General features: G+C 70.2%; 23 protein-coding genes. 8 read left to right on the top strand and 15 right to left on the bottom strand.

Annotated features, from left to right (window positions below):
- Positions 1-5: 5 nt before the first annotated feature.
- From nirD to ACIRON_RS01330, 8 genes are all read right to left on the bottom strand, one after another.
- Positions 6-356 (bottom strand): nitrite reductase small subunit NirD, encoded by a 351-nt coding sequence (gene nirD / locus ACIRON_RS01295; RefSeq protein WP_402987919.1) that lies wholly within the window; start codon positions 354-356, stop codon positions 6-8.
- A complete protein-coding gene (gene nirB, locus ACIRON_RS01300) occupies positions 353-2980 on the bottom strand; it encodes a nitrite reductase large subunit NirB (RefSeq protein ID WP_402987922.1) in 2628 nt (875 codons plus the stop codon). The genes nirD and nirB overlap by 4 nt, the downstream gene beginning before the upstream one ends.
- Entirely contained in the window at positions 2980-4410 is a 1431-nt protein-coding gene (locus ACIRON_RS01305; protein ID WP_402987925.1) for an FAD-dependent oxidoreductase, read from the bottom strand. Before ACIRON_RS01305 ends, nirB begins: the two co-directional genes overlap by 1 nt.
- Before the next feature lie 8 nt (positions 4411-4418).
- Entirely contained in the window at positions 4419-6458 is a 2040-nt protein-coding gene (locus ACIRON_RS01310; RefSeq protein WP_402987928.1) for a molybdopterin oxidoreductase family protein, read from the bottom strand.
- Positions 6459-6698: 240 nt separating this feature from the next.
- Positions 6699-7436 (bottom strand): ABC transporter permease, encoded by a 738-nt coding sequence (locus tag ACIRON_RS01315; RefSeq protein WP_402987931.1) that lies wholly within the window; start codon positions 7434-7436, stop codon positions 6699-6701.
- Positions 7433-8143 carry a heme ABC exporter ATP-binding protein CcmA gene (ccmA, locus tag ACIRON_RS01320; protein ID WP_402987933.1) on the bottom strand — a complete coding sequence of 237 codons (711 nt, stop codon included), beginning with the start codon at positions 8141-8143 and terminating at the stop codon, positions 7433-7435. The genes ACIRON_RS01315 and ccmA overlap by 4 nt, the downstream gene beginning before the upstream one ends.
- A 45-nt stretch (positions 8144-8188) precedes the next feature.
- Entirely contained in the window at positions 8189-8785 is a 597-nt protein-coding gene (locus ACIRON_RS01325; protein ID WP_402987936.1) for a TetR family transcriptional regulator, read from the bottom strand.
- 9 nt (positions 8786-8794) lie between these two features.
- Complete coding sequence (locus ACIRON_RS01330) at positions 8795-9985, bottom strand: heparan-alpha-glucosaminide N-acetyltransferase domain-containing protein (RefSeq protein WP_402987939.1); 1191 nt, start codon at positions 9983-9985, stop codon at positions 8795-8797.
- Between the two features lie 74 nt (positions 9986-10059).
- On the opposite strand from ACIRON_RS01330, the gene ACIRON_RS01335 reads away from it, so the two are divergent.
- Entirely contained in the window at positions 10060-11265 is a 1206-nt protein-coding gene (locus ACIRON_RS01335) for an MFS transporter (protein WP_402987942.1), read from the top strand.
- Between the two features lie 28 nt (positions 11266-11293).
- Here the strand turns inward: ACIRON_RS01335 and ACIRON_RS01340 are convergent, their stop codons facing one another.
- Positions 11294-12064: a sugar phosphate isomerase/epimerase family protein gene (locus ACIRON_RS01340; RefSeq protein WP_402987945.1), complete on the bottom strand. Its 771-nt coding sequence runs from the start codon at positions 12062-12064 to the stop codon at positions 11294-11296.
- Positions 12065-12075: 11 nt separating this feature from the next.
- Positions 12076-13032 (bottom strand): Ppx/GppA family phosphatase, encoded by a 957-nt coding sequence (locus ACIRON_RS01345; RefSeq protein WP_402987948.1) that lies wholly within the window; start codon positions 13030-13032, stop codon positions 12076-12078.
- 76 nt (positions 13033-13108) lie between these two features.
- Between ACIRON_RS01345 and ACIRON_RS01350 the strand changes: the two genes are divergently transcribed.
- Entirely contained in the window at positions 13109-13693 is a 585-nt protein-coding gene (locus ACIRON_RS01350; protein WP_402987950.1) for a uracil-DNA glycosylase family protein, read from the top strand.
- Here the strand turns inward: ACIRON_RS01350 and ACIRON_RS01355 are convergent.
- The 3 genes from ACIRON_RS01355 to ACIRON_RS01365 form a co-directional block, all read right to left on the bottom strand.
- Entirely contained in the window at positions 13677-14936 is a 1260-nt protein-coding gene (locus ACIRON_RS01355; RefSeq protein WP_402987952.1) for an MFS transporter, read from the bottom strand. The two genes, ACIRON_RS01350 and ACIRON_RS01355, sit on opposite strands and share 17 nt — an antisense overlap.
- 161 nt (positions 14937-15097) lie before the next feature.
- Positions 15098-15529, bottom strand: a complete 432-nt coding sequence (locus ACIRON_RS01360) for a YybH family protein (protein ID WP_402987955.1) — start codon at positions 15527-15529, stop codon at positions 15098-15100.
- Positions 15526-16116 carry an NADPH-dependent FMN reductase gene (locus ACIRON_RS01365; RefSeq protein ID WP_402987957.1) on the bottom strand — a complete coding sequence of 197 codons (591 nt, stop codon included), beginning with the start codon at positions 16114-16116 and terminating at the stop codon, positions 15526-15528. Before ACIRON_RS01365 ends, ACIRON_RS01360 begins: the two co-directional genes overlap by 4 nt.
- A gap of 136 nt (positions 16117-16252) precedes the next feature.
- On the opposite strand from ACIRON_RS01365, the gene sigJ reads away from it, so the two are divergent.
- Together sigJ and ACIRON_RS01375 are read left to right on the top strand one after the other, a co-directional pair.
- On the top strand, positions 16253-17137 hold the full coding sequence (sigJ, locus tag ACIRON_RS01370) for an RNA polymerase sigma factor SigJ (protein WP_402987959.1): 885 nt from the start codon (positions 16253-16255) through the stop codon (positions 17135-17137).
- 36 nt (positions 17138-17173) lie between these two features.
- Positions 17174-17935 carry a hypothetical protein gene (locus ACIRON_RS01375; RefSeq protein ID WP_402987961.1) on the top strand — a complete coding sequence of 254 codons (762 nt, stop codon included), beginning with the start codon at positions 17174-17176 and terminating at the stop codon, positions 17933-17935.
- 13 nt (positions 17936-17948) lie between these two features.
- Here ACIRON_RS01375 and ACIRON_RS01380 read toward each other — a convergent pair whose 3' ends face one another.
- Complete coding sequence (locus ACIRON_RS01380) at positions 17949-19379, bottom strand: ATP-binding protein (protein ID WP_402987963.1); 1431 nt, start codon at positions 19377-19379, stop codon at positions 17949-17951.
- Positions 19380-19549: 170 nt separating this feature from the next.
- On the opposite strand from ACIRON_RS01380, the gene ACIRON_RS01385 reads away from it, so the two are divergent.
- Together ACIRON_RS01385 and ACIRON_RS01390 are read left to right on the top strand one after the other, a co-directional pair.
- Positions 19550-20206 carry a VOC family protein gene (locus tag ACIRON_RS01385; RefSeq protein WP_091045019.1) on the top strand — a complete coding sequence of 219 codons (657 nt, stop codon included), beginning with the start codon at positions 19550-19552 and terminating at the stop codon, positions 20204-20206.
- Positions 20095-20916 (top strand): class I SAM-dependent methyltransferase, encoded by an 822-nt coding sequence (locus ACIRON_RS01390; protein ID WP_402987966.1) that lies wholly within the window; start codon positions 20095-20097, stop codon positions 20914-20916. The genes ACIRON_RS01385 and ACIRON_RS01390 overlap by 112 nt, the downstream gene beginning before the upstream one ends.
- Before the next feature lie 9 nt (positions 20917-20925).
- Here ACIRON_RS01390 and ACIRON_RS01395 read toward each other — a convergent pair whose 3' ends face one another.
- Positions 20926-21768, bottom strand: coding sequence for a LysR family transcriptional regulator (locus tag ACIRON_RS01395; protein ID WP_402987968.1), 843 nt, complete (start codon positions 21766-21768; stop codon positions 20926-20928).
- Between the two features lie 99 nt (positions 21769-21867).
- On the opposite strand from ACIRON_RS01395, the gene ACIRON_RS01400 reads away from it, so the two are divergent.
- The gene (locus ACIRON_RS01400) at positions 21868-22599 is read left to right on the top strand and encodes an SDR family oxidoreductase (RefSeq protein WP_402987970.1); all 732 of its coding nucleotides are present in this window, start codon (positions 21868-21870) and stop codon (positions 22597-22599) included.
- 101 nt (positions 22600-22700) lie between these two features.
- Entirely contained in the window at positions 22701-23465 is a 765-nt protein-coding gene (locus ACIRON_RS01405; protein WP_402987973.1) for a D-Ala-D-Ala carboxypeptidase family metallohydrolase, read from the top strand.
- The last annotated feature ends 12 nt before the right edge of the window (positions 23466-23477 follow it).

Raw genomic sequence — 23477 nt, forward strand, 5'->3', positions numbered from 1 at the left:
GTTCGTCATCGCCGGGCGCCAACCCGGATCTCTCCGTCGACGACGTCGACCTCGTAGGTCGCGACCGACACCGACGGGTCGTCGAGGCACCGACCGCTCTCGAGCGAGAACGGCTGCTTGAGCAGTGGCGAGGCGACGAACGGCACCTCGCCACGCGTTCCGAGGATCCCGCGGGCGAGGACCGAGGCGTGACCGTACGGGTCGAAGTTCGACAACGCGAAGACCCGGTCGTCGAGGGTCCGGAAGACGGCGACGGCCTCGCCGCGCACCAGCGCGGCGATGCCCGTCTCCGGGTCGATGTCGTCGAGGCGGCAGACGGCGATGTAGGTCACGGTCTGGATCTGGGTCTCGGTCATCGGGTCTCCTCGAGAGTGGGCATTCCGACAGGGATCGAGGCACCGAGCGAGACCGGGCCGACGGCGGCCGGCTCCACGCCGACCTCCGGGACGATCTGGCCGCGGGTGGATCCGAAGGAGATGTTGGGGTCCGGGATGTCGGGGGCGTTGACGAAGGAGACGAACCGGCGCAGCTTCTCCGGGTCCTCGAGCGTGGCCTTCCACTCGTCGAAGTACGTCTCGGTGTGGTGCGCCATCGCGGCCTCGAGCTCGGTGCCCAGGCCGAGGACGTCGTCGACCACGACCTCGCGGACCCGGTCCAGGCCACCGTCGAGGGAGTCGATCCAGGTCGAGGTGCGCTGGAGGCGGTCGGCGGTGCGTACGTAGTACATGAGGAAGCGGTCGAGGTAGCTGACCAGCTCCTCGGTGCTCAGGTCACCGGCGAGCAGCTGGGCGTGGGCCGGGATGGCGCCACCGTTGCCGCCGACGTACAGGTTCCAGCCCTTCTCGGTGGCGATGACACCGAAGTCCTTGCCGCGGGCCTCCGCGCACTCGCGGGCGCAGCCGGAGACGCCACCCTTGAGCTTGTGCGGCGAGCGCAGCCCGCGGTAGCGGGTCTCCAGCATGATCGCGAGGCCGACGGAGTCCTGGACGCCGTAGCGGCACCAGGTCGAGCCGACGCAGGACTTCACGGTGCGCAGGGACTTCCCGTACGCGTGGCCGGACTCGAACCCGGCGTCGACCAGGCGCTTCCAGATCGCGGGGAGATCCTCCATCCGGGCACCGAACATGTCGATGCGCTGGCCGCCGGTGATCTTGGTGTAGAGCCCGAAATCCTTGGCCACCTCACCGATCACGATCAGGCCCTCGGGCGTGATCTCGCCACCGGGGATGCGCGGGACGACCGAGTAGGAGCCGTTCTTCTGGAGGTTGGCCAGGTAGGCGTCGTTGGTGTCCTGGAGCTTGCGGTTCTCCTTGGCCAGGACGTGCCCGTTGAGCTGGCTGGCCAGGATCGACGCGACGGCCGGCTTGCACAGGTCGCAGCCGCGGCCGGTGCCGTGGGCCTCGATGATCTGATCGAAGGTCTTGTAGCCGTGGATCAGGACCACGTCGAAGAGCTCGGCGCGGGTCATCGCGAAGTGCTCGCACAGGGACGTGTCGACGGTCTTGCCCTGGGCGGTGAAGTAGTCCTCGACGATCTTCTTCACCTGCACCTTGCACGACCCACAGGTGCTCCCGGCCTTGGTCGACTTGGTGACCTCGGCCGCGCTCTCGCAGCCGTTGTCGACGGCGGCCTCGATGTCACCGCGGGTGACGTTGTTGCACGAGCAGATCTGCGCCTCCGGCGGAAGCTGGATCCCTCCCCCACCGCCCGTGGACTGGGGGAGGATCAGCTCCTCCGGGTTCTCCGGAAGCTCCATGCCTGAGGCCACCATGGGGCGGAGCAGGCCGTACGCCGAGGCGTCGCCGACCAGCACGCCGCCGAGCAGCCGGGTGCCGTCCTCGCTGATCACCAGCTTCTTGTAGACGCCGGCGACGGCGTCGGAGTAGGTGAGCTCCAGGCAGTCCGGGGTGGTGCCGTGCGCGTCACCGAAGCTCGCGACGTCGACACCGAGCAGCTTCAGCTTCGTCGACATGTCGGCACCGGTGAAGGTGCCCTGGCCGCCCAGGAGGGCGTCGGCGACGACCTCGGCCATGTCGTAGCCGGGGGCCACCAGGCCGTACATCTTCCCGCCGGGCGCGGCACACTCGCCGACCGCCCACACGTGCGGGTCGGAGGACCGGCACTGCTCGTCGACCAGCACGCCGCCGCGCTCGGCCAGGTCCAGGCCGGCGGCCCGGGCGAGCGCGTCGCGCGGCCGGATACCGGCCGAGAAGACGATCATGTCGACCGGCAGCAGCTCCTCGACGTCCTTGAACCTCAGCGCGCTGACCTTGCCGTCGAGCACGCCACCCTCGTCCTCGTCCACGACCGAGATCTCGGCGACGGCGTCCGGCGAGATCGATTCCGTCATGACGCCGGTGTGAACGGTGAGGCCGAGATCGGTGATGTGCTTACCGAGCACGCGGCCGCCGGCCTCGTCGATCTGCACGGACATCAGCCGCGGGTTCATCTCGACGACGTGGGTCTTGACGCCGAGCTGGTGCAGCGCGTTGGCGGCCTCCAGACCGAGCAGGCCGCCGCCGATCACGGCCCCGGCCTTCGCCGTCTTGGCGGCCTCGCGGATCGCCTCGAGGTCCTCGATGGTGCGGTAGACGAAGACGTTCCCGAGCTCCGAACCCGGCACCGGCGGCACGAACGGTGCCGCTCCGGTGGCGAGCACCAGCTCGTCGTACGCCATCTCCTCGCCGTCGGCGAGCATCACCGTCTGGGCGGCAGGGTCGATCTCGACCACGCTCGTGCTGGTGCGCAGGGTGACCCGCGGGTCCTCGTAGACGCCGGAGGGGAGGAAGGAGAGGGCCTCGGCGCCGACCTCGAAGAAGCTGGTGAGGGCGACCCGGTCGTACGCCGGGCGCGGCTCCTCACCGAACACCACGATGTCGTGGGTCTCGGTGAGACCGCGCTCGATCGCGGCGGTCACGAAGCGGTGACCGACCATGCCGTGGCCGACGACGACGACCTTCTTGCGGAGGTGAGGGCTCATCACGTAGTTCCTTCCAGACTGAGCTGCGTTGCACTGAGCTGACTGCCACTGGGCCGGGTGGCCAGGAGCTGACGTACGGTCGACGCGCAGCCACCGCAGCCGGTGGTGGCGCGGGTGGTCTCGCGTACGTCCTCGAGGGACCGGCACGCCCGGATCCGGCCGGCGCTGACGCCGGCGCAGGCGCAGACCTCCGCGTCGTCGGGGAGCTCCGGACGCGGACTCCTGGAGGGCTCGGGCAGCAGCAGCTGCCCGGCCTCGTGCTCGCCGAGCACCGTCTGCCGGTCGAAGGCCTGGGTGATCAGACCGACCCGGCTCAGGTCACCGACGAGGGCACCGGCGACGATGCGGCCGTCGCGTACGACGAGCTTGCGGTGGGTGCCCTTGATCGGGTTGGCGATCTCGACGACCTCACCCGCCTCGTCCTCCGGGGAGCCGAGGACGCAGACGTCGAGGTCGGTGGCGCGCAGACGGGCGACGACGCGGTGTCCCTGATAGCTCGCGTCCTTGCCGGCGAGGACGTCGGCCAGGACCCCGGCTTGCTCCCAGGCCGGTGAGACGAAGCCGGTCACGTTGCCGTCGTGCTCGGCGCAGTCGCCGATCGCGTAGACGTCCGGGTCGTCGATGCTGCGCAGCTGGTCGTCGACGACGATGCCGCGGTTGACGGTGAGCTCGGCGCGGCGGGCGAGGTTGGCGCGCGGCCGTCCGCCCGCGGTGAGCACCACCAGGTCGGTCTCGAGGGTGTAGCCGTTGTCGAGCTTGAGCCCCTCGTCGGTCAGCCTGGTCGCGCGGGCGCCGAGGTAGACCTGGGTGCCGAGCTTGGCCATCGACCGCTTGAGCACCTTGCCGGCCGACGCGTCGACCTGGCTGCTGAGCAGGTGGTCGTGGCCCTCGACGATCTCGGTCTCGATGCCGCGGACCGCCAGGGCGCGGGCGACCTGGAGACCGAGCAGGCCACCGCCGACGATCACCGCGCTGCGCGGGTGGTCGTGCAGGGTGTCGAGCAGGCGCGCGCAGTCATCCAGGCTGCGGAACGCCTGCACCCGCGGGTCCAGCGAGCCGTCCATCCGCACCACGCCGCGGATCGGCGGCAGGGTCGGGATGGCCCCGGTCGCCAGCACGACGGCGTCGTAGGGGACCGTCGTCCGGTCGGCGAGCTCGACCGTCTTGGTGTCCCGGTGGATGTCGACGACGAGGCTGTTCAGGCGGAGGTCGACTCCCCTGTCGGCGTACCACTGCTTCTCGCGCAGCGCGAGTGCCCCGGGACGGTGGGTGCCCTCGAGAACGGCGGAGAGCAGGATCCGGTTGTACGGAGCGTGCTGCTCCTCCGCGAGCACGGTCGTCTGCGGACCGAGGCCGCGCGCGACCAGCCCTTCGACGAGGCGCGCCGCGGCCATGCCGCCCCCGATGACGACGATGCGCTTCTCACTCATGGGCTCGTTCATGCGCTCACCGCCGCCGCGCAGACCTTGAACTCCGGCATCCGGCTGGACGGGTCGAGAGCGTCGTTGGTGAGCTTGTTGGCGCCGACCCAGTGGAACGGGACGAAGACCGTGTCCGGGCGGATCGTGGTGACGATCCGCGCGGGCGCCTTCATCTCGCCGCGGGGGGTGCGTACGACGACCGGGTCGCCGTCGTGGGCGCCGACCCGGTCGGCCAACAGCGGGTGGAGCTCGACGAAGGCGCCCTCGTCGGGAAGGTCCTTGATCCGCCGGGTCTGGGCACCGGACTGGTACTGCGCGAGCACCCGGCCGGTGGTCAGGTGGAGCGGGTAGTCGGCGGTCGGCGCCTCGGCCGGGCCACGGTGGGCGACGTCGATGAAGCGGGCCCGGCCGTCGGCGTGGAAGAAGTCCTCCGCGAACATCCGCGGGGTGCCCTCGCTGCCCTCCGGGCAGGGCCAGAAGACGCCGTCCTCGTCGCGGATGCGGTCGTAGGTGATGCCGCTGTAGTCGGCCTTGCCGCCCTTCGAGGCCGCACGGAGCTCGTCGAAGACAGTGGCCGGGTCGGTCGGCCAGGTCGAGGCGGCACCGAGGCGGGTGGCGAGGCCGGTGATGATGTCGAGGTCGTTCTTGACCCCGCCCGGGGCACTGATCGCCTGGTTGCGCAGGATGACCCGACCCTCGAGGTTCGTCATGGTGCCGGTCTCCTCGGCCCACTGGGTCACCGGCAGGACCACGTCCGCCAGCGCGGCGGTCTCGCTCATCACCATGTCGGCGACGACCAGCAGGTCGAGGTCTGCCAGTCGCGACGCGATGTGGGTGGCGTTGGGGGCGGAGACGACGATGTTGGAGCCGAACACGAGCAGGCTCTTGGGGCCCTCGGGGGTGCCGAGCGCGTCGAGCAGCTCGTAGGCGGAGCGGCCCTTGCCGGGGATGGACGCCGGGTCTACGCCCCAGACCTTGGCGACGTGTGCGCGGGCCGCGGGGTCGTCGATCATCCGGTAGCCCGGGAGCTGGTCGGCCTTCTGGCCGTGCTCGCGGCCACCCTGACCGTTGCCCTGGCCGGTCAGGCAGCCGTAGCCGGCGTACGCCTTCCCGGGCATGCCGAGCGCCAGCGCGACGTTGAGCCAGGCCAGGACGGTGGCGGTGCCCTGGGCGTGCTGCTCGGCGCCGCGGGCGGTCAGGACCGTCACCTTCTCCGCGTTCGCCAGCAGGGCGGCGAGCTCGCGCACCTGGCTCGCCTCGACGCCGGTGACCCGCTCGACCATCTCCGGCCACCAGGCGGCCACGGAGCGGCGTACGTCCTCGAAGCCCGTGGTCCGCTCGGCGATGTAGTCCTCGTCGACCGCGCCGGCCGCGTCGAGCAGGTGCAGGACACCGAGCGCGAGGGGCAGGTCGGTGCCGGGGACCGGCTGGAGGAAGAGGTCGGCGCGCTCACCGGTCGGGGTCAGCCGCGGGTCGATGACGACGACCTTGCCGCCGTTCTCGCGCAGCCGGTCGAGGTGGCGGGCGGCCGGCGGCATCGTCTCGGCGAGATTGGAACCGACGAGCACGCAGACGTCGGTCTGCTCGATGTCGGCCAGCGGGAACGGCAGCCCGCGGTCGACCCCGAACGCCTGGTTGCCGGCCGACGCGGCCGAGGACATGCACCAGCGGCCGTTGTAGTCGATCTGGGAGGTGCCGAGGGCGACCCGGGCGAACTTCCCGAGCTGGTACGCCTTCTCGTTGGTCAGCCCGCCGCCCCCGAAGACGGCGTTGGCGTCGGCGCCGTGCTCGTCGCGGAGGGCTTCGAGCCGAGAGGCGATCAGGTCGAGCGCCTCGTCCCACGTCGCCGCGCTCCACTCCCCCGTCGCCCGGTCGCGCACCATCGGCGTGGTGAGCCGCTCGCGGCTGCCGCGCAGCCCCGCCGCCGTCCACCCCTTGCGACACAGAGCACCCTCGTTCACCGGGAACGATCGCTCACTGACCTCCAGCCGGGGCCCTTTGCGTGAAAGGGTCATCCCGCACTGCAAGCTGCAGTAAGGACAGTGGGTGTCGGTCACGCGTACTCACACCGTTTCGGGTCGGGGACTGGCGACCTCTACATTCCGGCGTCAACGTTTCACCCCGACCGGCCCTCCGTACCCCTTCCGTCAACTTCCTCTCACCACCTCACAACCCGATCCGGCCGAGGCGTCACTTACGTCGGCCGAGGCGTCGCTCCGGTCGGCCGACACGTCACCGCGCTGCCAAGTCGGCCAGCGCGAGCGACGCCTCGGCCGACGGGGCTGACGCCTCGGCGGTCAGGGAGTACGCCGCCGCAGCGTCGCCGAGCCGAGGGCGAGGCCGGCCACGACGAACCCGGTGACGACGGCCAGGTCGGTCCAGACCTCGCCGGTGTCGGTGGAGGTGACGAGGTGGGTCATCGCATCGACGGCGTAGGAGAGCGGGAGGAGGTCGGAGATGGCCTCGAGGACCGTCGGCAGCGACTCGCGCGGTACGAGCAGGCCGCACAGCAGGATCTGCGGGACCACGATCGCCGGCATGAACTGCACGGCCTGGAACTCGGTGGTGGCGAAGGCCGAGACCAGCAGGCCGAGCGCGGTGCCGAGGACGGCGTCGACGATCGCGACGACCACGAGCAGGGCGACCGAGCCGCTGATCTCGAGCCCGAGCAGGCCCACACTGACCCCGACCGCCACGCCGGACTGGACCGCGGCGAGCAGCCCGAACGCGAGCGCGTAGCCGAGCAGGAAGTCGCCCTTGCCCAGCGGCATCGCCAGCAGCCGTTCGAGCGTCCCCGAGGAGCGTTCGCGCAGCGTGGTCACCGAGGTGACCAGGAACATCACGATGAACGGGAAGATCGCCAGGAGGGCCGGGCCGATCCGGTCGAAGATCGGCGCGGGTGACTCCTTGTACATCCACCACAGCAACGTCATCAGCAGCGTCGGCAGCACGACCAGCATCACCAGGGTGCGGTGGTCCCGCCGGATCTGGGCGAGCACCCGCCCCGCCACGGCCAGGGTTCGTCGCAGGCTCATGCCGCCTCCTTCACCAACGTCAGGAAGGCGTGCTCGATATCGTCCGCGTTCGCCTTCTGCTTGATCTCGGCCGGGCTGCCGTCGGCGAGGATCACGCCCTCGCGCATCAGCATCAGCCGGTCGCAGCGATCGGCCTCGTCCATCACATGGCTGGAGACGATGACCGCCGCACCCGCGGCGGCCAGGCCGTGGAAGGTGCCCCACAACTGCTCGCGGAGCACCGGGTCGAGCCCGACGGTCGGCTCGTCGAGCACGAGCAGCGACGGCGAGCCGAGCAGCGCCGCCGCGAGCGAGACGCGCGAGCGCTGGCCGCCGGAGAGGTCGCGTACGACCTGGTCGGCATGGGACACCAGGTCCACCGTCTCGATCGCCGACGTCACCGAGGACGCGGGCGCACCGAGAACCTTCGCGAAGAAGCGGAGGTTCTCGGTGACCGTCAGGTCGTCGTAGACGCTGGACGCCTGCGTGACATAGCCGATCCGCGAGCGCAACGAAGAAGACCCCGCGGGCTCGCCGTGGACGGTCAGCGTTCCAGTCACCTTCGCCTGGACGCCGACGAGCGCACGCATCAGCGTCGTCTTGCCGCACCCCGACGGCCCGAGCAGCCCGGTCACCTCACCTGCCCGGACGGAGAAGTCGAGGCCGTGGAGGACCTCGCTCTTACCGCGTACGACCCGGAGGCCGGACACCTCCACCACGTTATTCATCACATGATGAAATGTGGCACGACGCGGCTGCCCGCGCAAGAGGCACTAGGGCAAAGGCCCGGTCAGATAGCCCTGGACCACCGGCGCGTACGTCGCCACCAGCGTCTCCACCGGAGCCGAGGCGAGCGGCTCGATCCGGGCGATGTAGCGAAGCGCGACGAGCCCGACCAGCTGCGAGGCCACCAAGGTGATCCGCCGCTCCGGTTCGTCGAGCTCGAGCGCCTCGCCGACCGGCGCCAGGATCAGCCGGCCGAAGGCCTCCGGCACCAGAGCGCTCCCCTCCGGCTCGAAGGCGCTGCGCATCAGCGCCATCAGCGGGAGCCGGGACTCCTCGTCGTCCCAGATGCTCAGGAGCATTCGGATGAGCCGCTCCCCCACACCGTCGCGGCCACCGGCGGCGAGCACGGGCACGACGTCTCGTGGATCGACCCTCAGCTCCAGCGAGGCGACGAAGAGGTCCTCCTTGGTGCCGAAATAGTGGTGCACCAGAGCGGAGTCGACACCGGCGGCGGTCGCGATCCCGCGGACGGAGGTCGCGGCGTACCCCTGCTGCGCGAAGCGCTGCCGCGCCACCGCCAGGATCGCCGCGCGCGTGTCCGGCGAGCCGGGTCTGCGCCCTCGCCGCGGTGCCGTGGTGCTCATGGAAGCACGCTAACCCGACGACGACAGCTCGGGGCGGGGCTCCGTCCTCCGCAGCCAGGCCGCAGGGCGCCCGACGAGCCATTCGAGCGGCCCCGAACGACCCCACGCGGTGACGAGCGCGCCGATCCCCATCACGACCAGCACATGGAAGACGTACGTGTCGGGCGTCTCCCGCGGCCAGACCGCATCGGTCTTCATCACTACATGCAGCGTGTAGAGGGTGAGGGTCATCGTGCCGGCGCCGAACAGCACCGCCATCCCGGTGCGCCACCGGTCCGGCAGCCGCAGCGCGATCATCTGGCATGCCCCGATGACGAACATCGAGCTGCCGATCGTCTGCGCCAGGTCGAACGGCGTGGTCGAGTGCGGCGCCACGACCAGCAGCCATTGCCAGCCACCGTCGACCGGGGTCTGCCCGTAGAGGCCATGGCTCATCGCGGTCAGCGCCCCGTCGATGTCCAGCCCGGGATAGGTGCGCAGCAGCACCTCGGCCACCGACGGCAGCCGGACCAGTCTGTCCGAGAGCCAGGTGGCCGAGACGGAGATGATGACGCCGCCGGTCCAGAGCATCGTGACCACGAGCCGGTTGCGCAGGTCGATCCGGCCGATGGCCATCCCGATCAGTACGTACGCCAGCCACGGGACGGCCGGGTAGTAGCCGGTGAAGAGCAGCTCGGCGAGCAGCTGGCCCGGCTCCAGCAGCTGGGCCGGATCCGGACTGGCGAACTGCCGCGCCGGCAGCAACGGCCGGACGGCCTGCGACAACAGCGGCCCGACCACGATCCAGACCACACCGAGAAGCCACAACCACCGCGACCGCAGCCCGAGGAACGGGATCGCGAGCAGGAACAGCATCCCGTAGTAGGTCAGGATGATCGCGATGTTGGTGCCGAGCGACCCGAGCACCAGCCCGAGCGCGGCGATCAGCACGGCCCGCGCGACCAGCCCCAGCGACCTCGACGCGAGCACCTGCCCGCGCACCGGCACCTGACGTCCGGTCATCAGCGCCAGGCTGACCCCGGCGAGCACCGCGAAGAGCGCCGCGGACCGGCCCCCGGCGACGGCCTGGATCCTGGTCAGCTCCCCGGACGCGTCGACCGGGTCGAGCACGTGCGTCGCCATCATCCCCAGCAACGCCAGGCACCGCGCCACGTCGACGCCGACGAGGCGCGTCGAGAGTCGATCGGACAGCGCAGACATCGCCCCCAGAGTAGAGATATCTCACGTACGCCGTGGCTTCACCCACCCACAACACCTGCTTTACCGTGAGAACGATGTCCGTCGATGCCTCCCTGACCCGCCCCTGGGTCGGGCACGATGCCGGCAGCAGCGGCTACCGCCGGATCCTGATCGGCCTCTTCGCCGCCGGGATCGCGACCTTCGGGCAGATGTACTCCACCCAGGGCATCCTGCCGACCGTCGCGCACGCGCTCGAGGTCAACGAGGCCTCCGCCGCGCTCACCGTCTCCACCGCGACCCTCGGCCTCGCGGTCAGCGTCCTCGGCTGGTCGTGGGTCGCCGACCGCATCGGCCGGGCGCCGGCGATGAAGATCGCGCTCTCGATCTCGCTCGTCCTCGGCCTGCTCACCCCGCTCGCCCCCGGCTTCACCACGCTTCTCGTCCTGCGCAGCCTCGAAGGTCTCGCGCTCGGCGGCGTACCCGCCCTCGCGGTCGCCTACCTGGCCGAGGAGATCCACGTACGCCACGTCAGCCTCGCCGCGGCCATCTACATCTCCGGCACCACGGTCGGCGGCCTCCTCGGCCGGGTCATCACCGGGCCGTTCGCCGACCTCGGCGGCTGGCGCCTGGGCGTCACCGCCGGCGGCGTCCTCTCGGCGATCGCCGCGGTCATCGCGATCACCCTGATCCCGCGTGCGCAGGGCTGGGTCCGACCGGTCGGCAGGCCGACGACGTCGGTACGCGAGGGGGTGCTGGCCAACCTCCGCGACCCGGGCATGCTCGTCCTCTACGGGCAGGCAGCGCTGCTGATGGGCGGGTTCGTGGCGACGTACAACTATCTGGGGTTCCGCCTCGAGCGCGAGCCCTTCGGGCTGCCGGTGGCGATCTCGAGCCAGATCTTCTTCGCCTATCTCGGCGGCACCGTCTCGTCGTCGGTCGCGGGCCGGCTGGCCGCCACCCACGGGCGGAGAAAGGTCATGCTGACCTGCGTCGTCATCACGATCGTCGGCGTCGTGATGACCTTCCCCGACAACCTCGCGATGGTCCTGACCGGCCTCGTCGTCCTCACCACCGGCTTCTTCGGTGCCCACGGCGTCGCGTCGGGGTGGGTCGGCGCCCGCGCGAAGGTCGGCAAGGCCCAGGCCAGCGCCCTCTACAACCTCTTCTACTACGGCGGCTCGAGCCTCTTCGGCTGGCTGCTCGGCTATGCGTACGTCGTCGGCTGGTGGGGCGTCGCCACCGCCGTCCTCGTCCTCGCCCTGACCTCGCTCACCTGGTCCTGGCTCGCCGCCCGCGACTGAGGCCCCGCCGGCTCGACCAGCAGTGACATCAGGACTCGAAGTGCTTGCGCGCGAACTCGAGCGACTCGCGGAGGTCGGCGACGCGCTCCTCGCGGGAGTGGGCGCGGCGGGTGCTGATCTCCAGCACGATCTCGCCGTCGAAGCCGGTGGCGGCGAGATGGCGCAGGAAGCGGTCGGCGCCCATGTGGCCGCGGCCAGGGACGAGATGCTCGTCCTTGGCCGAGCCGGTGCCGTCGGTGAGGTGGATGTGCCGCAGCCGCGGGCCGAGCCGCTTGGCCATCTCGATCACGTCGTCGCCGGCGATCGCGGCGTGAGAGAGATCGATGGTGGTGTTGGCGTACTCCTCGGTCGAGGGGTCCCAGTGGGGCAGGTACATCGGCGTCGAGCGCTTGGCCGCCCGCCACGGGTACATGTTCTCCACGGCGAACCGCAGCCCGGTCGAGCGCTCCAGCCTGGCGATCCCGTCCACGAACCCGGCCGCGTACTCGCGCTGCCAGCGGAACGGCGGATGTACGACCACTACCCCCGCACCGACCTCGATGGCCATCTCGGCCGACCGCTCGAGCTTCCCCCAGGGCTCGAAGCCCCACACCTGTTGGGTGAACAGCAGCGTCGGCGCGTGGATCGCGACGATCGGCAGACCGTGGTGCTCGGCGAGCTGCTTGACCGCATGGGTCTGCTGCGACAGCGCGTCGATGCCGACCATGATCTCGACCCCGTCGTAGCCCACCTCCGCGGCGTACCCGAAGGCATGAGCGGTCGACTCGGGATAGGTAGAGGACGTCGACAGCGAGATCATCGCGGGGCCTCCTAGTCGGGGCTTCCAGGATTGGAACTGCCGATGAAGGACAGGTGGTCGAGGCGGTCGAGGATCAGGCCCTCACGCAGCGCCCATGGGCAGATCTCGAAAGCAGGCAGGTCGAAGATGTCGAGGCAGGCCTCGGCGACCAGCGCGCCGGGCACGATCTGATGGGCCCGTGACGGGCTGACCCCGGGCAGCTCGGAGAGCTCCTCGAGCGACATCTCGAGCAGCTTCGGGATCCAGTCGCGCAGCTCGGCCAGCGGCAGCTCGCGGCGCACCCGCAGACCCTCACCGCTCGGCGCGGCTCCGCAGATGCGCGCCAGCGAGCGGAACGTCTTCGAGGTCGCCACCGCCATGTCCGGCTTGCCGTCGCGCAGTATCTTGCCCGCGTCCTCGGCGATCGAGGCGCGGATCGTCCGGCGCAGCTCCCGCATCTCCTCCTCCGTCGGACGGTCACCGAAGTAGCTGCGCGCGAGCCGGCCGGCTCCCAGCGGCAGCGACCAGGCGACGTACGGCTGCTCGTCGAGACCGGCCGCGATCTCCAGCGAACCGCCGCCGATGTCGAAGACGGCGAGCCGTCCGGCGGACCAGCCGAACCAGCGGCGTACGGCCAGGAAGGTCAGCCGCGCCTCGTCGTCGCCGGGCAGGACCTCGATCTCGACCCCGGTCTCGGCATGTACGCGGTCGAGCACCTGCTGCGAGTTGCCGGCATCGCGCACCGCCGAGGTCGCGAACGCCAACATCTCCGAGACGCCCTTCTCCTCCGCGACCGCCACCGATTCGCGGGTGAAGGCCTTCAGCGCCTCGATCCCGGCCTCGGTCACATCTCCGGCCTCGTCGAGGTGCTCAGCCAGCCGCAACGGTTGCTTGAACGAGTACGCCGGTAACGGGGCCGCCCCGCCGTGGGCGTCGACCACGAGCAGGTGTCCCGTGTTCGATCCGATGTCGAGTACGCCCAAACGCATAGGTTCGACTTTAGTGGCTCGCCATCGCCCACGCGGAACTCCTCTCCAAGCAAGAGATACGCAGGAGGATGACCCCATGAAGGAACTCGACCGGATCCGCCGAGAGATCGCGGCCCATCCGAGCAACGCGTGGGCCGTCGAGGCCGGATACGAACCCCTCTACGTGGCCCATCCGGATGCCCGGTGCCTGATCATCGGTCAGGCACCGGGCATCAGGGCTCAGCAGAGCGGCATCCCCTGGAACGACGCGAGCGGGCAGCGCCTCATCGGGTGGCTCAGCGTCGACGAAGCCACCTTCCGCGACCCGGCGGCCTTCGCGATCCTGCCGATGGACTTCTACTACCCGGGCAAAGGCACGACCGGCGATCTGCCGCCGCGAGCCGACTTCGCGCCGACCTGGCACCCCCGCCTGCTCGAGCTGATGCCACAGATCAGCCTCACCCTGGTCGTCGGCGACTACGCCCAGCGCCACTACCTCGGCGGGAAGAGCTCGCTGACCGAGCGCGTACGCGGCTTCCGCGACTATCTGCCGGATCGGTTCCCGCTCGTCCACCCCTCACCGCTGAACTTCCGCTGGCAGGCCCGCAACCCGTGGTTCGTCACCGACGTCCTGCCCGAGCTGCGGATCCGGGTCGCCGAGGCGCTCAGCGGCCGGCCGTAGCCGCCTCGCGCTCGGGACTGGCGGCGACGGGCGCGGAGGGCTCCCCGATCCGGGCGTTGACCGCGCCGGCGACGACAACCACGAGCGCGGCAGCGGCGGGCAGCAGGAGCGCCGCCTCGGTGCCCCAGCGCTCGGCGACGTTCCCGGTGATCGCGGAGGCGAGCGACTGCCCGAGGATGACGGCGGAGCCGAGCATGGTCATCACGGTGGCGGACCGGCCGACGGGGCTGCGACGGGCACCGAGGCCGTACTGGGTGACCAGGGTCGGCCCGATACCTAGGCCGACGACGAGCAGCGCGAGCACCATCCCGGTCACCGAGGACACTCCGGGCAGGGCCAGCGCGCCGACGAGCATGACCCCGCCGAAGACCAGCCAGCGTGCGGCCGAGGTGAAGCCCGCCGGGAAGAGGGCGACGCCCATCGCCAGCGCGGCCGACCCGACGCCCATCGCGGCGTAGACCAGGCCCGCCTCCTCGGGACGCCCGTGGTCGCCCATGAACGCGGTCAGCGAAGTGAGCATCGAGCCGAAGAAGAGGCCGACGCCGAGGATGCCGACCACGATGACGACCACACCCGGGCGGGCGAGCTCACGCACGGAGCCGGCAGCCGGCGTACGTCCGGCAGCGGCCTGCGCCGCCGCGGCGCTGGGGTGGAGCGCGAAGGCGGAGACGAAGACCAGGGTGAGTGCCGCGGCGGCGACGACCGGGGCCCACGGGTCGATCGTGACGGCGAGGACGCCCGCGACGACCGGGCCGACGATGAAGACGATCTCGTCGGCCGCCGACTCGTAGGCCATCGTCGAGTCGAGCACCCGGACGCGGCGTGCCGGCGGGATGCACGCCGAGATGATCGCGACCAGCCGGGACCGCGACAGCGGCGCGATCTGAGGCGCGGTCGCACCGACCAGGAACGCCACCGCCAGCACGGCCGCGTCCGGCAGCGGGCTGTAGACCACCCAGGCCATCGCGCCCAGCGCCGCGCTGCTGGCGACGCTGATCACCAGCAGCACGCGGCGCTGGCCGAACCGGTCGACGGCGGCACCGAGAAGCGGGCCGCACGTCGCGGCGCCGATCCCGACCATCGCCGAGTTCAGACCCCCGAGCGCCAGCGAGTCGCGGCCCGCGACGACGAGCGTCAGCACGCCGACGACCATCATCGCGTACGGCATCCGCGCGACCAGCGCGAGCGGGAAGTACGTTCCTCCGACGGCGCGCACCAGACTCTGCTCGCGCTGCTCTGACATCTCTTTCGAACCTCCCGCTGCGAACCGCGGCTCTGTGCCGCCTTGGTCCGCCGGCGGGGCCAGCGCGAGGTGATACACGATGGATACGAAGCAGTCGCTTCGCACCTACAAGAATACGCCGCCCGCACCGGCCATCCGGAATCGCCGAGACGTCATCTCCGTCACGGTTCGAGGTCGGTCACCCCGTTGCCACTGAGGATGTCGAACGGCACCGAGACCTGGTCGTGGACGATCCTCCAGGTGCCGTCGATCCGGCGCAGCCCGTAGGTGACCCGGACCCACATCCCGGTCGTCGCGACCCCGTTCTTCATGGTTCCGCTGAGCCGGCCGAAGGCGTACCCGAACGCGACGTCCCCACCGATGGTGAGGGTCAGGTCCCGGAGCTCGTAGTCCACCTTCTCGAAGACCTCGAAGACCCTCGCCCAGTTCGCGAGCTTCGCCTCGATCCCGACGTGCTGGAGCGGCGGCTCGACGTCGAAGGAGACGACGTCGGGGGCGTACGGCTCCCGGAGGACGTCGAGGTCCTTGGCGCGCAGCCCCTCGATGACCTTCCCGATCTGCTGCCGGATCGCGGCCTCCTCGACCGCGCTCATGACCGACCTGCCTCGGCCCCGACGAGGATGTCCTCACGCAGCGGCGCGAGCGCGGTGCTCCACGAGACGACCTGGTCGAGCGTGGCGGTCAGCGCGACTGCGTGCCGGTCGCCGGGCACGAAGGTGGCGTGGTTCTCGAAGTCGGTGAACAGCGAGAGCTCCACCGGACGGCTCACATCGGCCATGCCCAGCGTGCCACACACCGTACGCAGCTGGGCGACCGCGCGAGCGCCGCCGCTGACCCCGTACGAGACGAACCCGACCGCCTTGTTCGTCCACTCCGCACAGGCGTGGTCGATGGCGTTCTTCAGCACCCCGGGCATGCCGCCGTTGTACTCCGGGGTCACGATCACGAACCCGTCGAACGGGGCGATCCGCTCGGCCCAGTCGCGGGTGTGCTGGTTGGCCGAGGGCCCGAACATCGGCGGCACGGGCTCGTCCAGGTGCGGGAGCGGATGGTCGCGCAGGTCGATGAGCTCGAAGGTCGCGTCGTCACGGCGCGAGGCGAGATCATGGACCCAGTGAGCGACCTGCGGGCCGTTGCGGTTGGGACGGGTGCTGCCGAGGATGATGCCGATCCTGATCATGTTCCGGACTCCTTGAAGCTGTCGTGGGTCTGTTGTCCCTCCGACGAAGCAGGCGTACGGAATGTCAGGCGGGTCTCACAGATCGGGTCGCTGTTTCGTCGGATCGGTTGTAGACATGCAGACCGAAGGAGCCGCCATGACCGACCCGCACCTCTCCGAGGTGATCGGCGAACGCCGCCAGCTGATCAACCTCGCCTACCGCCTGCTCGGCTCGCTCGCCGAGGCCGAGGACGTGACGCAGGAGACCTACACCCGCTGGTACGCCCTCTCCGATCGGCAACGGGACGCGATCGAGAACCCCGGCGCCTGGATGACGACCGTCGCCAGCCGGATCTGCCTCGATCTGCTCGGCTCGGCGCGCGCTCGGCGCGAGCAGTACGTCGGCGACTGGATCCCGGAGCCGGTGCCCGGCGGCTGGCTCGACGGCTCCGCTCCGGCCGATCCCGCCGACCGGGTCACCCTCGACGAGTCGGTCAGCATGGCGTTCCTGGTGGTCCTCGACTCGATGACCCCCGCCGAGCGGGTCTCCTTCGTCCTGCACGACATCTTCCGCTACACCTTCAACGAGATCGCCGACGTCGTCGGGCGCACCCCGGCCGCCTGCCGCCAGCTCGCCTCCCAGGCACGCCGCCGCATCGACACCTCGCGCGACCACTCCAGCACCGAGCGGGAGGATCTCGTCCGGAGCTTCAAGCAGGCGTGGGAGGCCCACGACATCGAGGCCCTCGTCAGCCTGCTCGACCCGCAGGCGGTCGCGACCGCCGACGGCGGCGGCCTGGCCCTGGCCTTCCTCGAGCCGATCAGCGGCGCCGAGCAGATCGCCGGCGCCTGGATGGAGATCGCCTCCCGCGCCCCGGCGGTGACCCTGCGGGAGTGCGAGGTCAACGGCCAGCCCGGCCTGATCGGCGAGCTCGACGGCACCACCGTCTCCGTCTACGCCTTCGACATCGCCGACGGCCGCATCACCCGCATCTGGGCCGTACGCAACCCCGAGAAGCTGCGTCCGTGGGGCGTCGCCTGAGCATCGGGGCGTCGATCGACAACGTAGGCTTGCGAGGTGCCCGAGGTACCCCTGGATTTCCCGCGTGCGTGGGTGGAGTTCGTCAATCCCGACGACACCGACGAGCGGATGCGATGTGACCTGACCTGGTTGACGTCGGCGTACTCCTGCATCTTCGGCGACGGCTGCCCGGGGATGTTCAAGAGCTCGCCGGACGTGGGGTGCTGCACGCTGGGGGCGCACTTCGCGGACGAGGAGGACGAGGCGCGGACGGCGGGGTTCGTCGGCAAGCTGACGCCGGAGATCTGGGAGCAGCACCCGGGGCGCGAGGTGGAGACCGACGACTGGGTCGAGCTCGACGAGGACGGCGAGCGGAAGACCCGCGTAACGGAGTTTCGTGGGCAGGAGTCCTGCGTCCTGGCCAACCGGCCGGACTTCGCCGGCGGAGCCGGATGCGCCCTCCACATCCTCGCGCAGGCCGAGGGCCGCGAGCACTTCGAGACGAAGCCGGACGTGTGCTGGCAGCTGCCGATCCGGCGTACGTTCCGTGACGTCGAGCTCACCGACGGGACGACCTACACCGAGGTGACGATCACCGAGTACGACCGGCGCGGCTGGGGCCCGGGAGGCCACGACCTGGACTGGTACTGCTCCGGCAACACCGAGGCCCACGTCGCCGTCGAACCCGTCTACCTCACCAACGCGGCCGAGCTGACCGAGCTGATGGGCAAGGCGGCGTACGCCGAGCTCGTCCGCCACTGCGAGGCGCACGTCCGGTCGAGGTCCGCCCTGGCCCTCCACCCGGCCTCCCCACACTGACGGCCTGAAGAGGTCAGGCCCAGGCCTCGAGCAGATCGGCAGCGGTCCACACATGGTCCAGGACGCCACCTTCGGCTCCGGCCGGGCACACTCCGACCGCGGTTACGCCGGGCTCAACACCCGGAATCGACAGCGCATCGGCCTGCAACTGAGCGGCGTCGCGGGCAGTGAGGGGCTTGTCCGGCCGCCACTTGATGGTGCCGACGAAACCGATGTTCTTGGCCGGACGGGCATCGGCGCCGACGAGGTCGATCTCGGGACGATTCGTACGCGGCCACCAACCGCCGACCTCGGTCACCTGCGACCAGGCACTTCCCGGCATCAGCCGCCAGACGGCCTCGCGGACGACCGGCTCGATGGCTCGACCGCGCCACCGCGAGAAGTCACGTACCGCCGCCGCCTGACCGATGTCGCCACGACCCGCGTCGATCGCGCCGAGATGCGGCTCGACATAGGCAAGCCAGAACCGCAGCGCGGGATCGTCGATCCGATAGCGGCGGTCTTTGGTCGACGACTTCATCGAAAGCGGCTCGTCGGCAGCGACGACTCGCTTGTCCCGAAGCATCCCGAGCGTGCGCGTCAACGAGGTCGACGAGATCGGATCAGCCCCGGACACTGCCTGCTGGATCGCCGTGAACGTGCGTTCCCCGCGGCCCCCGATCGCGGTGAGTACCCGGCGCGCCAGCGAGGTCTCGCTGAACTCAGAGTCCAGGATCCGAAGCCCATTGACGACCATGGCGGTCGTGGAGTCCTCGTATTGATCGCGCAGGAAGTCCGCCAGATTCATCCCTGCCTCCCACGTTTCGGCCACGAGCGGCTGACCGCCCGTCACCAGGTGAGCATCGAAGGCATCGACTCCGCTCGTCCCGGTGAACTCGGCGATCTCGCGGGGATTGAGCGCGCCGAGCACCAGCTCCACAGCCCTGCCGTGGAACGGCTGGTCGTGTCGCGTCAGGTTCTCCATCATCGCCAGATCGCTCCCGAGGAGCAGGAGCAGAACCGGCTTACGCGAGAGTGTGTGGTCCCAGACCCGTTGAAGCTCCCCTGATCCGCCTGCGAAACCTTCGAGGAGCCACGGCAACTCGTCGATCACGACGATCGACGGCGAGTCGTCGGGGATCGCGAGGGCAAGCAGTTGCAGCGCCGCGGTCAAGGTGGTCGGAGCAGCCTCGGGCACCGCGGAGGCATTCGGTAGGTCCGAGGCGGCGGCCACGTCCCGGAGATGACTCAACTCCTCGATCTGTGGGGCATTCCTGGACGCCTGGAAGTGCAGATGAGGCAGTCCGGCGCGGCGTACGAACTCTCCGGCGAGACGCGACTTCCCAACCCGTCGACGGCCGCGGATGATCACGGCGACCCCCTTGTCGAGCCGGCGACCACGGCGCACCCGGTCCAAGTGCTTGTTGAGAATCGACAGCTCCCGATCCCTGCCAACGAATGTCACGGCGACTCCCTGTCACAGGCCCAGTAATGTTAGTGCCAATTTTGGTAGTAACATTCTTGGCACCAAAGTCTGGAGGACGCAAGGCGACTCGCAGGATGGTGTTTCTCTCGACATCAAGAGATAGTGACCCTGGATTGGTCTCCCTCTCAGCGAGAGTTCAGAATCGTTACATGCGCCTGGACCATGTTTCGTACGCTGCAGGACCCGATGGCTTGGTACAGACCGCCAAGCAGCTCGGCGAGCTGCTCGGCCAGGAGTTCGTCGACGGCGGCGTCCACCCCCGCTTCGGCACCCGCAACTACATCCTCCCGATGCGTGGCGGCCTCTACCTCGAGGTCGTCGAGGCACTCGAGCACCCGGCCAGCGACAAGGCCCCGTTCGGGCAGGCCGTCAAGGCCCGCTCGGCCCTCGGTGGCGGCTGGATCGGCTTCGTGATCGGCGTCGACGACATGACCCCGATCGAGGAGCGGCTCGGCCGCAAGGCGGTCCCCGGCAACCGTCACCTCCCCGACGGCCGCGAGCTCCACTGGCAGCAGATCGGCATCAACGGCCTGATCGCCGACCCGCAGCTCCCCTACTTCATCAAGTGGGAGACCCCCGACCTCCACCCCGGCAACGCCGGCTCCGACATCACCCTCACCGACCTGGAGATCTCCGGCGACCCCGAGCGGGTCAAGGACTACCTCGGCGATGAGCTGAAGGAGCGGGTCGACCCGTGGACCGGCAAGCCCGCCGAGAACGTCCACATCGACTGGGTCGCCGAGCACGGCACCCCCGGCCTGCTGGCCGCGAAGTTCGTGACGCCGCGCGGCGAGGTCCGGATCTGACCAGGCTCGACCTGCCGGGGGCGACGGGAGCGATCCCGAGCCCCAACATCTGGAACCACACCGCGACGTACGAGATCGAGAACCGCGCCCTCGACCCGCACGGGCGGCTCTGGGCTGCCATGGCCGAGACCGCGCCGTGGGCCGGGCGCGACGTGCTCGACCTGGGCTGCGGGACCGGTTTCTACCTGCCGAAGTTCGCCGAGACCGCCCGCAGCGTCACCGGGATCGAGCCCCATCCGGATCTGGTGACGTTGGCCCGGCGGCGTACGAAGCGACTCCCGAACGTCACCGTCCACAACGGGATCGCGCAACAGCTCCCGCTGCCGTCGGCCTCCGTCGACGTGATGCACGCCCGCTGGGCCTACTTCTTCGGTCCGGGCTCCGAGCCCGGGCTCGGCGAGCTCGACCGGGTGATGCGCCGCGGCGGCGTGGCGATGGTGATCGACAACGACGGCTCCCGGTCGAGCTTCGGCGCCTGGTTCCGCCGCGGCTACCCGAAGGTCCCGCCGCCGGAGGAGCAGGAGCGGTTCTGGTCGATGCACGGCTGGACGCGGGTCCCGGTCGAGATGGACTGGTCGTTCGCCTCCCGCGCGGACCTGGAGGCGGTCGTACGCATCGAGTTCGACCCCACCACGGCCGCCACGATCCTGGCCGAGCACGAGGGGACGTACGTCGACTACGCCGTCAACCTCTGGTGGAAGACCTTCTGATCAGCAGGGCTAGAGCCGGGTCGCGGTCCGGACGAGGGCGGCCAGGGCGAGCGAGCGGCTGTGCGGCGGCCAGGCGATGACCGTGGTGACCTCGGGAGCGTCCAGGACCGGGACGGTGGCGATGCCGTGGTGCTGCTCGGCACGCGCGGACTCCGGCAGGATCGCGTACGCCCGGCCGAGCCCGATCAGCTGGTAGAGCTGCGTCGAGTCGCGGACCTCCGGACCGGGACCGCCGGCCGTGTCACCGCCCGAGGGCCAGCGCATCGGCGGGACGTCGGGGATGTCGTCGAGGTCGGCCAGCCGCAGGTGTGAACGGGTCGCCCACGGGTGATTGGAGGGCAGCACGGCGACCTGGCCCTCGGTGAGCAGGTCCTCGCTGTCGAGCCCGTCGGTCGAGTCGAACGGTCGGTGCAGCAGAGCCACGTCGGCGCGGCCGTCGCGCAGGTGCGGCCCCTGCTCTCCGATGCCGCAGAGGGTGACCTCGACCTTCACCGAGCCGGGCTCGGCGGCGTACGCGTCCAGCAGCTTGGTCAGCAGCTCGGTCGCGGCGCCTGCCTTCGAGACGAGGACCAGCCCGGGCTCGTCGTCGCTGCCCGCGGCCCTGCGGGTGCGGCGCTCGGCGGCCTCGACCGCGTCGAGCGCGGCCCGGGCCTCGGCCAGGAGCACCCGACCCGCATCGGTCAGCGAGACGCCGCGGCTGTTGCGCTCCAGCAGCGGCCCACCGAGGCGCCGCTCGAGCTGGCTGATCGCGCGCGACAGCGGCGGTTGGGCGATCCCCAGACGCGCCGCCGCACGGCTGAAGTGCAGCTCCTCGGCGACCGCGACGAAGTAGCGAAGCTCCCGGGTCTCCATGGCTTCAACCCTACTCCGACCAGGAAACATACCTGATCGGTATAGGCGGCCACCGAGGTGATATTGGAGTGTTCCGCGGTCGCTGGCCAGGCTGGAGACATGAGCGAAAAGACGATCGCGCTGGTCACCGGCGCCAACAAGGGAATCGGCTACGAGATCGCCGTGGGCCTCGGCGCACGCGGCTGGAAGGTCGGCGTCGGCGCCCGCGACGACGGCCGCAGGGAGGCCGCGGTGGAGAAGCTGCGGGCGAACGGCGTCGACGCCTTCGGGGTGCCGCTGGACGTGACCGACGACGCCGGTGTCGAGGCCGCGGCCCGGCTGATCGAGGAGGAGCACGGCCGCCTGGACGTACTCGTCAACAACGCCGGTGTCACCGGCGGCATGCCGCAGAACCCGACCGAGGTCTCGATCGACCAGATGCGGGTCGCGGTCGAGACCAACGTCTTCGGGGTGGTCCGGGTCATCAACGCGATGCTGCCGCTGCTCCGGCGCTCCGCCTCGCCGCGGATCGTCAACATGTCCAGCGGCGTCGGCTCCCTCGCCCGGCAGACGGCGTCGGACGACCCGCTGGCCGTGGGGCCGATCTCGGGGGCGTACAGCCCGACGAAGACCTACCTCAACGCCGTCACGATCCAGTACGCCAAGGAGCTGCGTGACACGAACATCCTGATCAACCTCGGCTGCCCCGGGTTCGTGGCCACCGACCTGAACGGCTTCCGCGGCGTACGCACTCCCGAGGAGGGCGCCCGGATCGCGATCAGCCTCGCGACACTGCCCGACGACGGCCCGACCGGCGGTTACTTCGAGGACGCCGGCCCCATTCCCTGGTGATTACATTCACGCGAAATCCAAGTACACGACGTCAAAGAAGGCCACTCTAGGGAGCGACTCGGGTCCTCTCGGACCTCTCGGAAAGATAAGGAGCTCCACAGATGCGCCTCACATCACGTCCCGGGCGTCGCCTCGGCACGGTCATCGGTTCTCTCCTCGTCACGTTGGCGACCAGCCTGGTCGCCATCACCTCCACGGCCGCCCCCGCCCACGCCGACGCCTGCTACACCTGGAGCGGCACCCTGCAGCAGGGGGCCACGGGCAACGCGGTCACCCAGCTGCAGATCCGCGTCGCCGGATGGGCGGCCTCCGGCACGATCTTCTCGATCGACGGGTCCTACGGCCCGGCGACGACCACCGCGGTCCGCAACTTCCAGGCCGCCTACGGCCTCTCGGCCGACGGGGTCGCGGGGACGAACACGTTCAACAAGATCTACGCGCTCCAGGACGACGACTGCACCCCGATCCACTTCGCCTGGAGCGAGGTCGACGACGTCTGCTACGGCGGCTGGCCCACGCCGATCTCCGGGGTGACGGTCGCCCAGGTCAAGGCCAACCTCATGCAGGCGATGTGGCGGGCCGAGGCCATCCGGCACCGGCTCGGCGACAACCCGCTGCGGGTGACCTCGGCCTACCGCTCGAGGGCGTGCAACGACGCCGTCGGCGGCGCCTCCAACAGCAACCATCTCTATGGCCGGGCCATGGATCTGGTGCCCGGCAGTAGCGCGACGACCATGTGCGGCATCGGGCGTGCCTCACGCCAGTCGTTCCCGCAGGTGCTCGGGCCGGGCTACCCCGACCACAGCGACCACATCCACCTCGGCATCCAGTCGAGCGTGTTCCACAGCGCCTCGCAGTGCTTCTGATCCGCTGACCAG

The sequence above is a fragment of the Nocardioides sp. NPDC101246 genome (genome assembly GCF_044767415.1).
Classification (GTDB): domain Bacteria; phylum Actinomycetota; class Actinomycetes; order Propionibacteriales; family Nocardioidaceae; genus Nocardioides.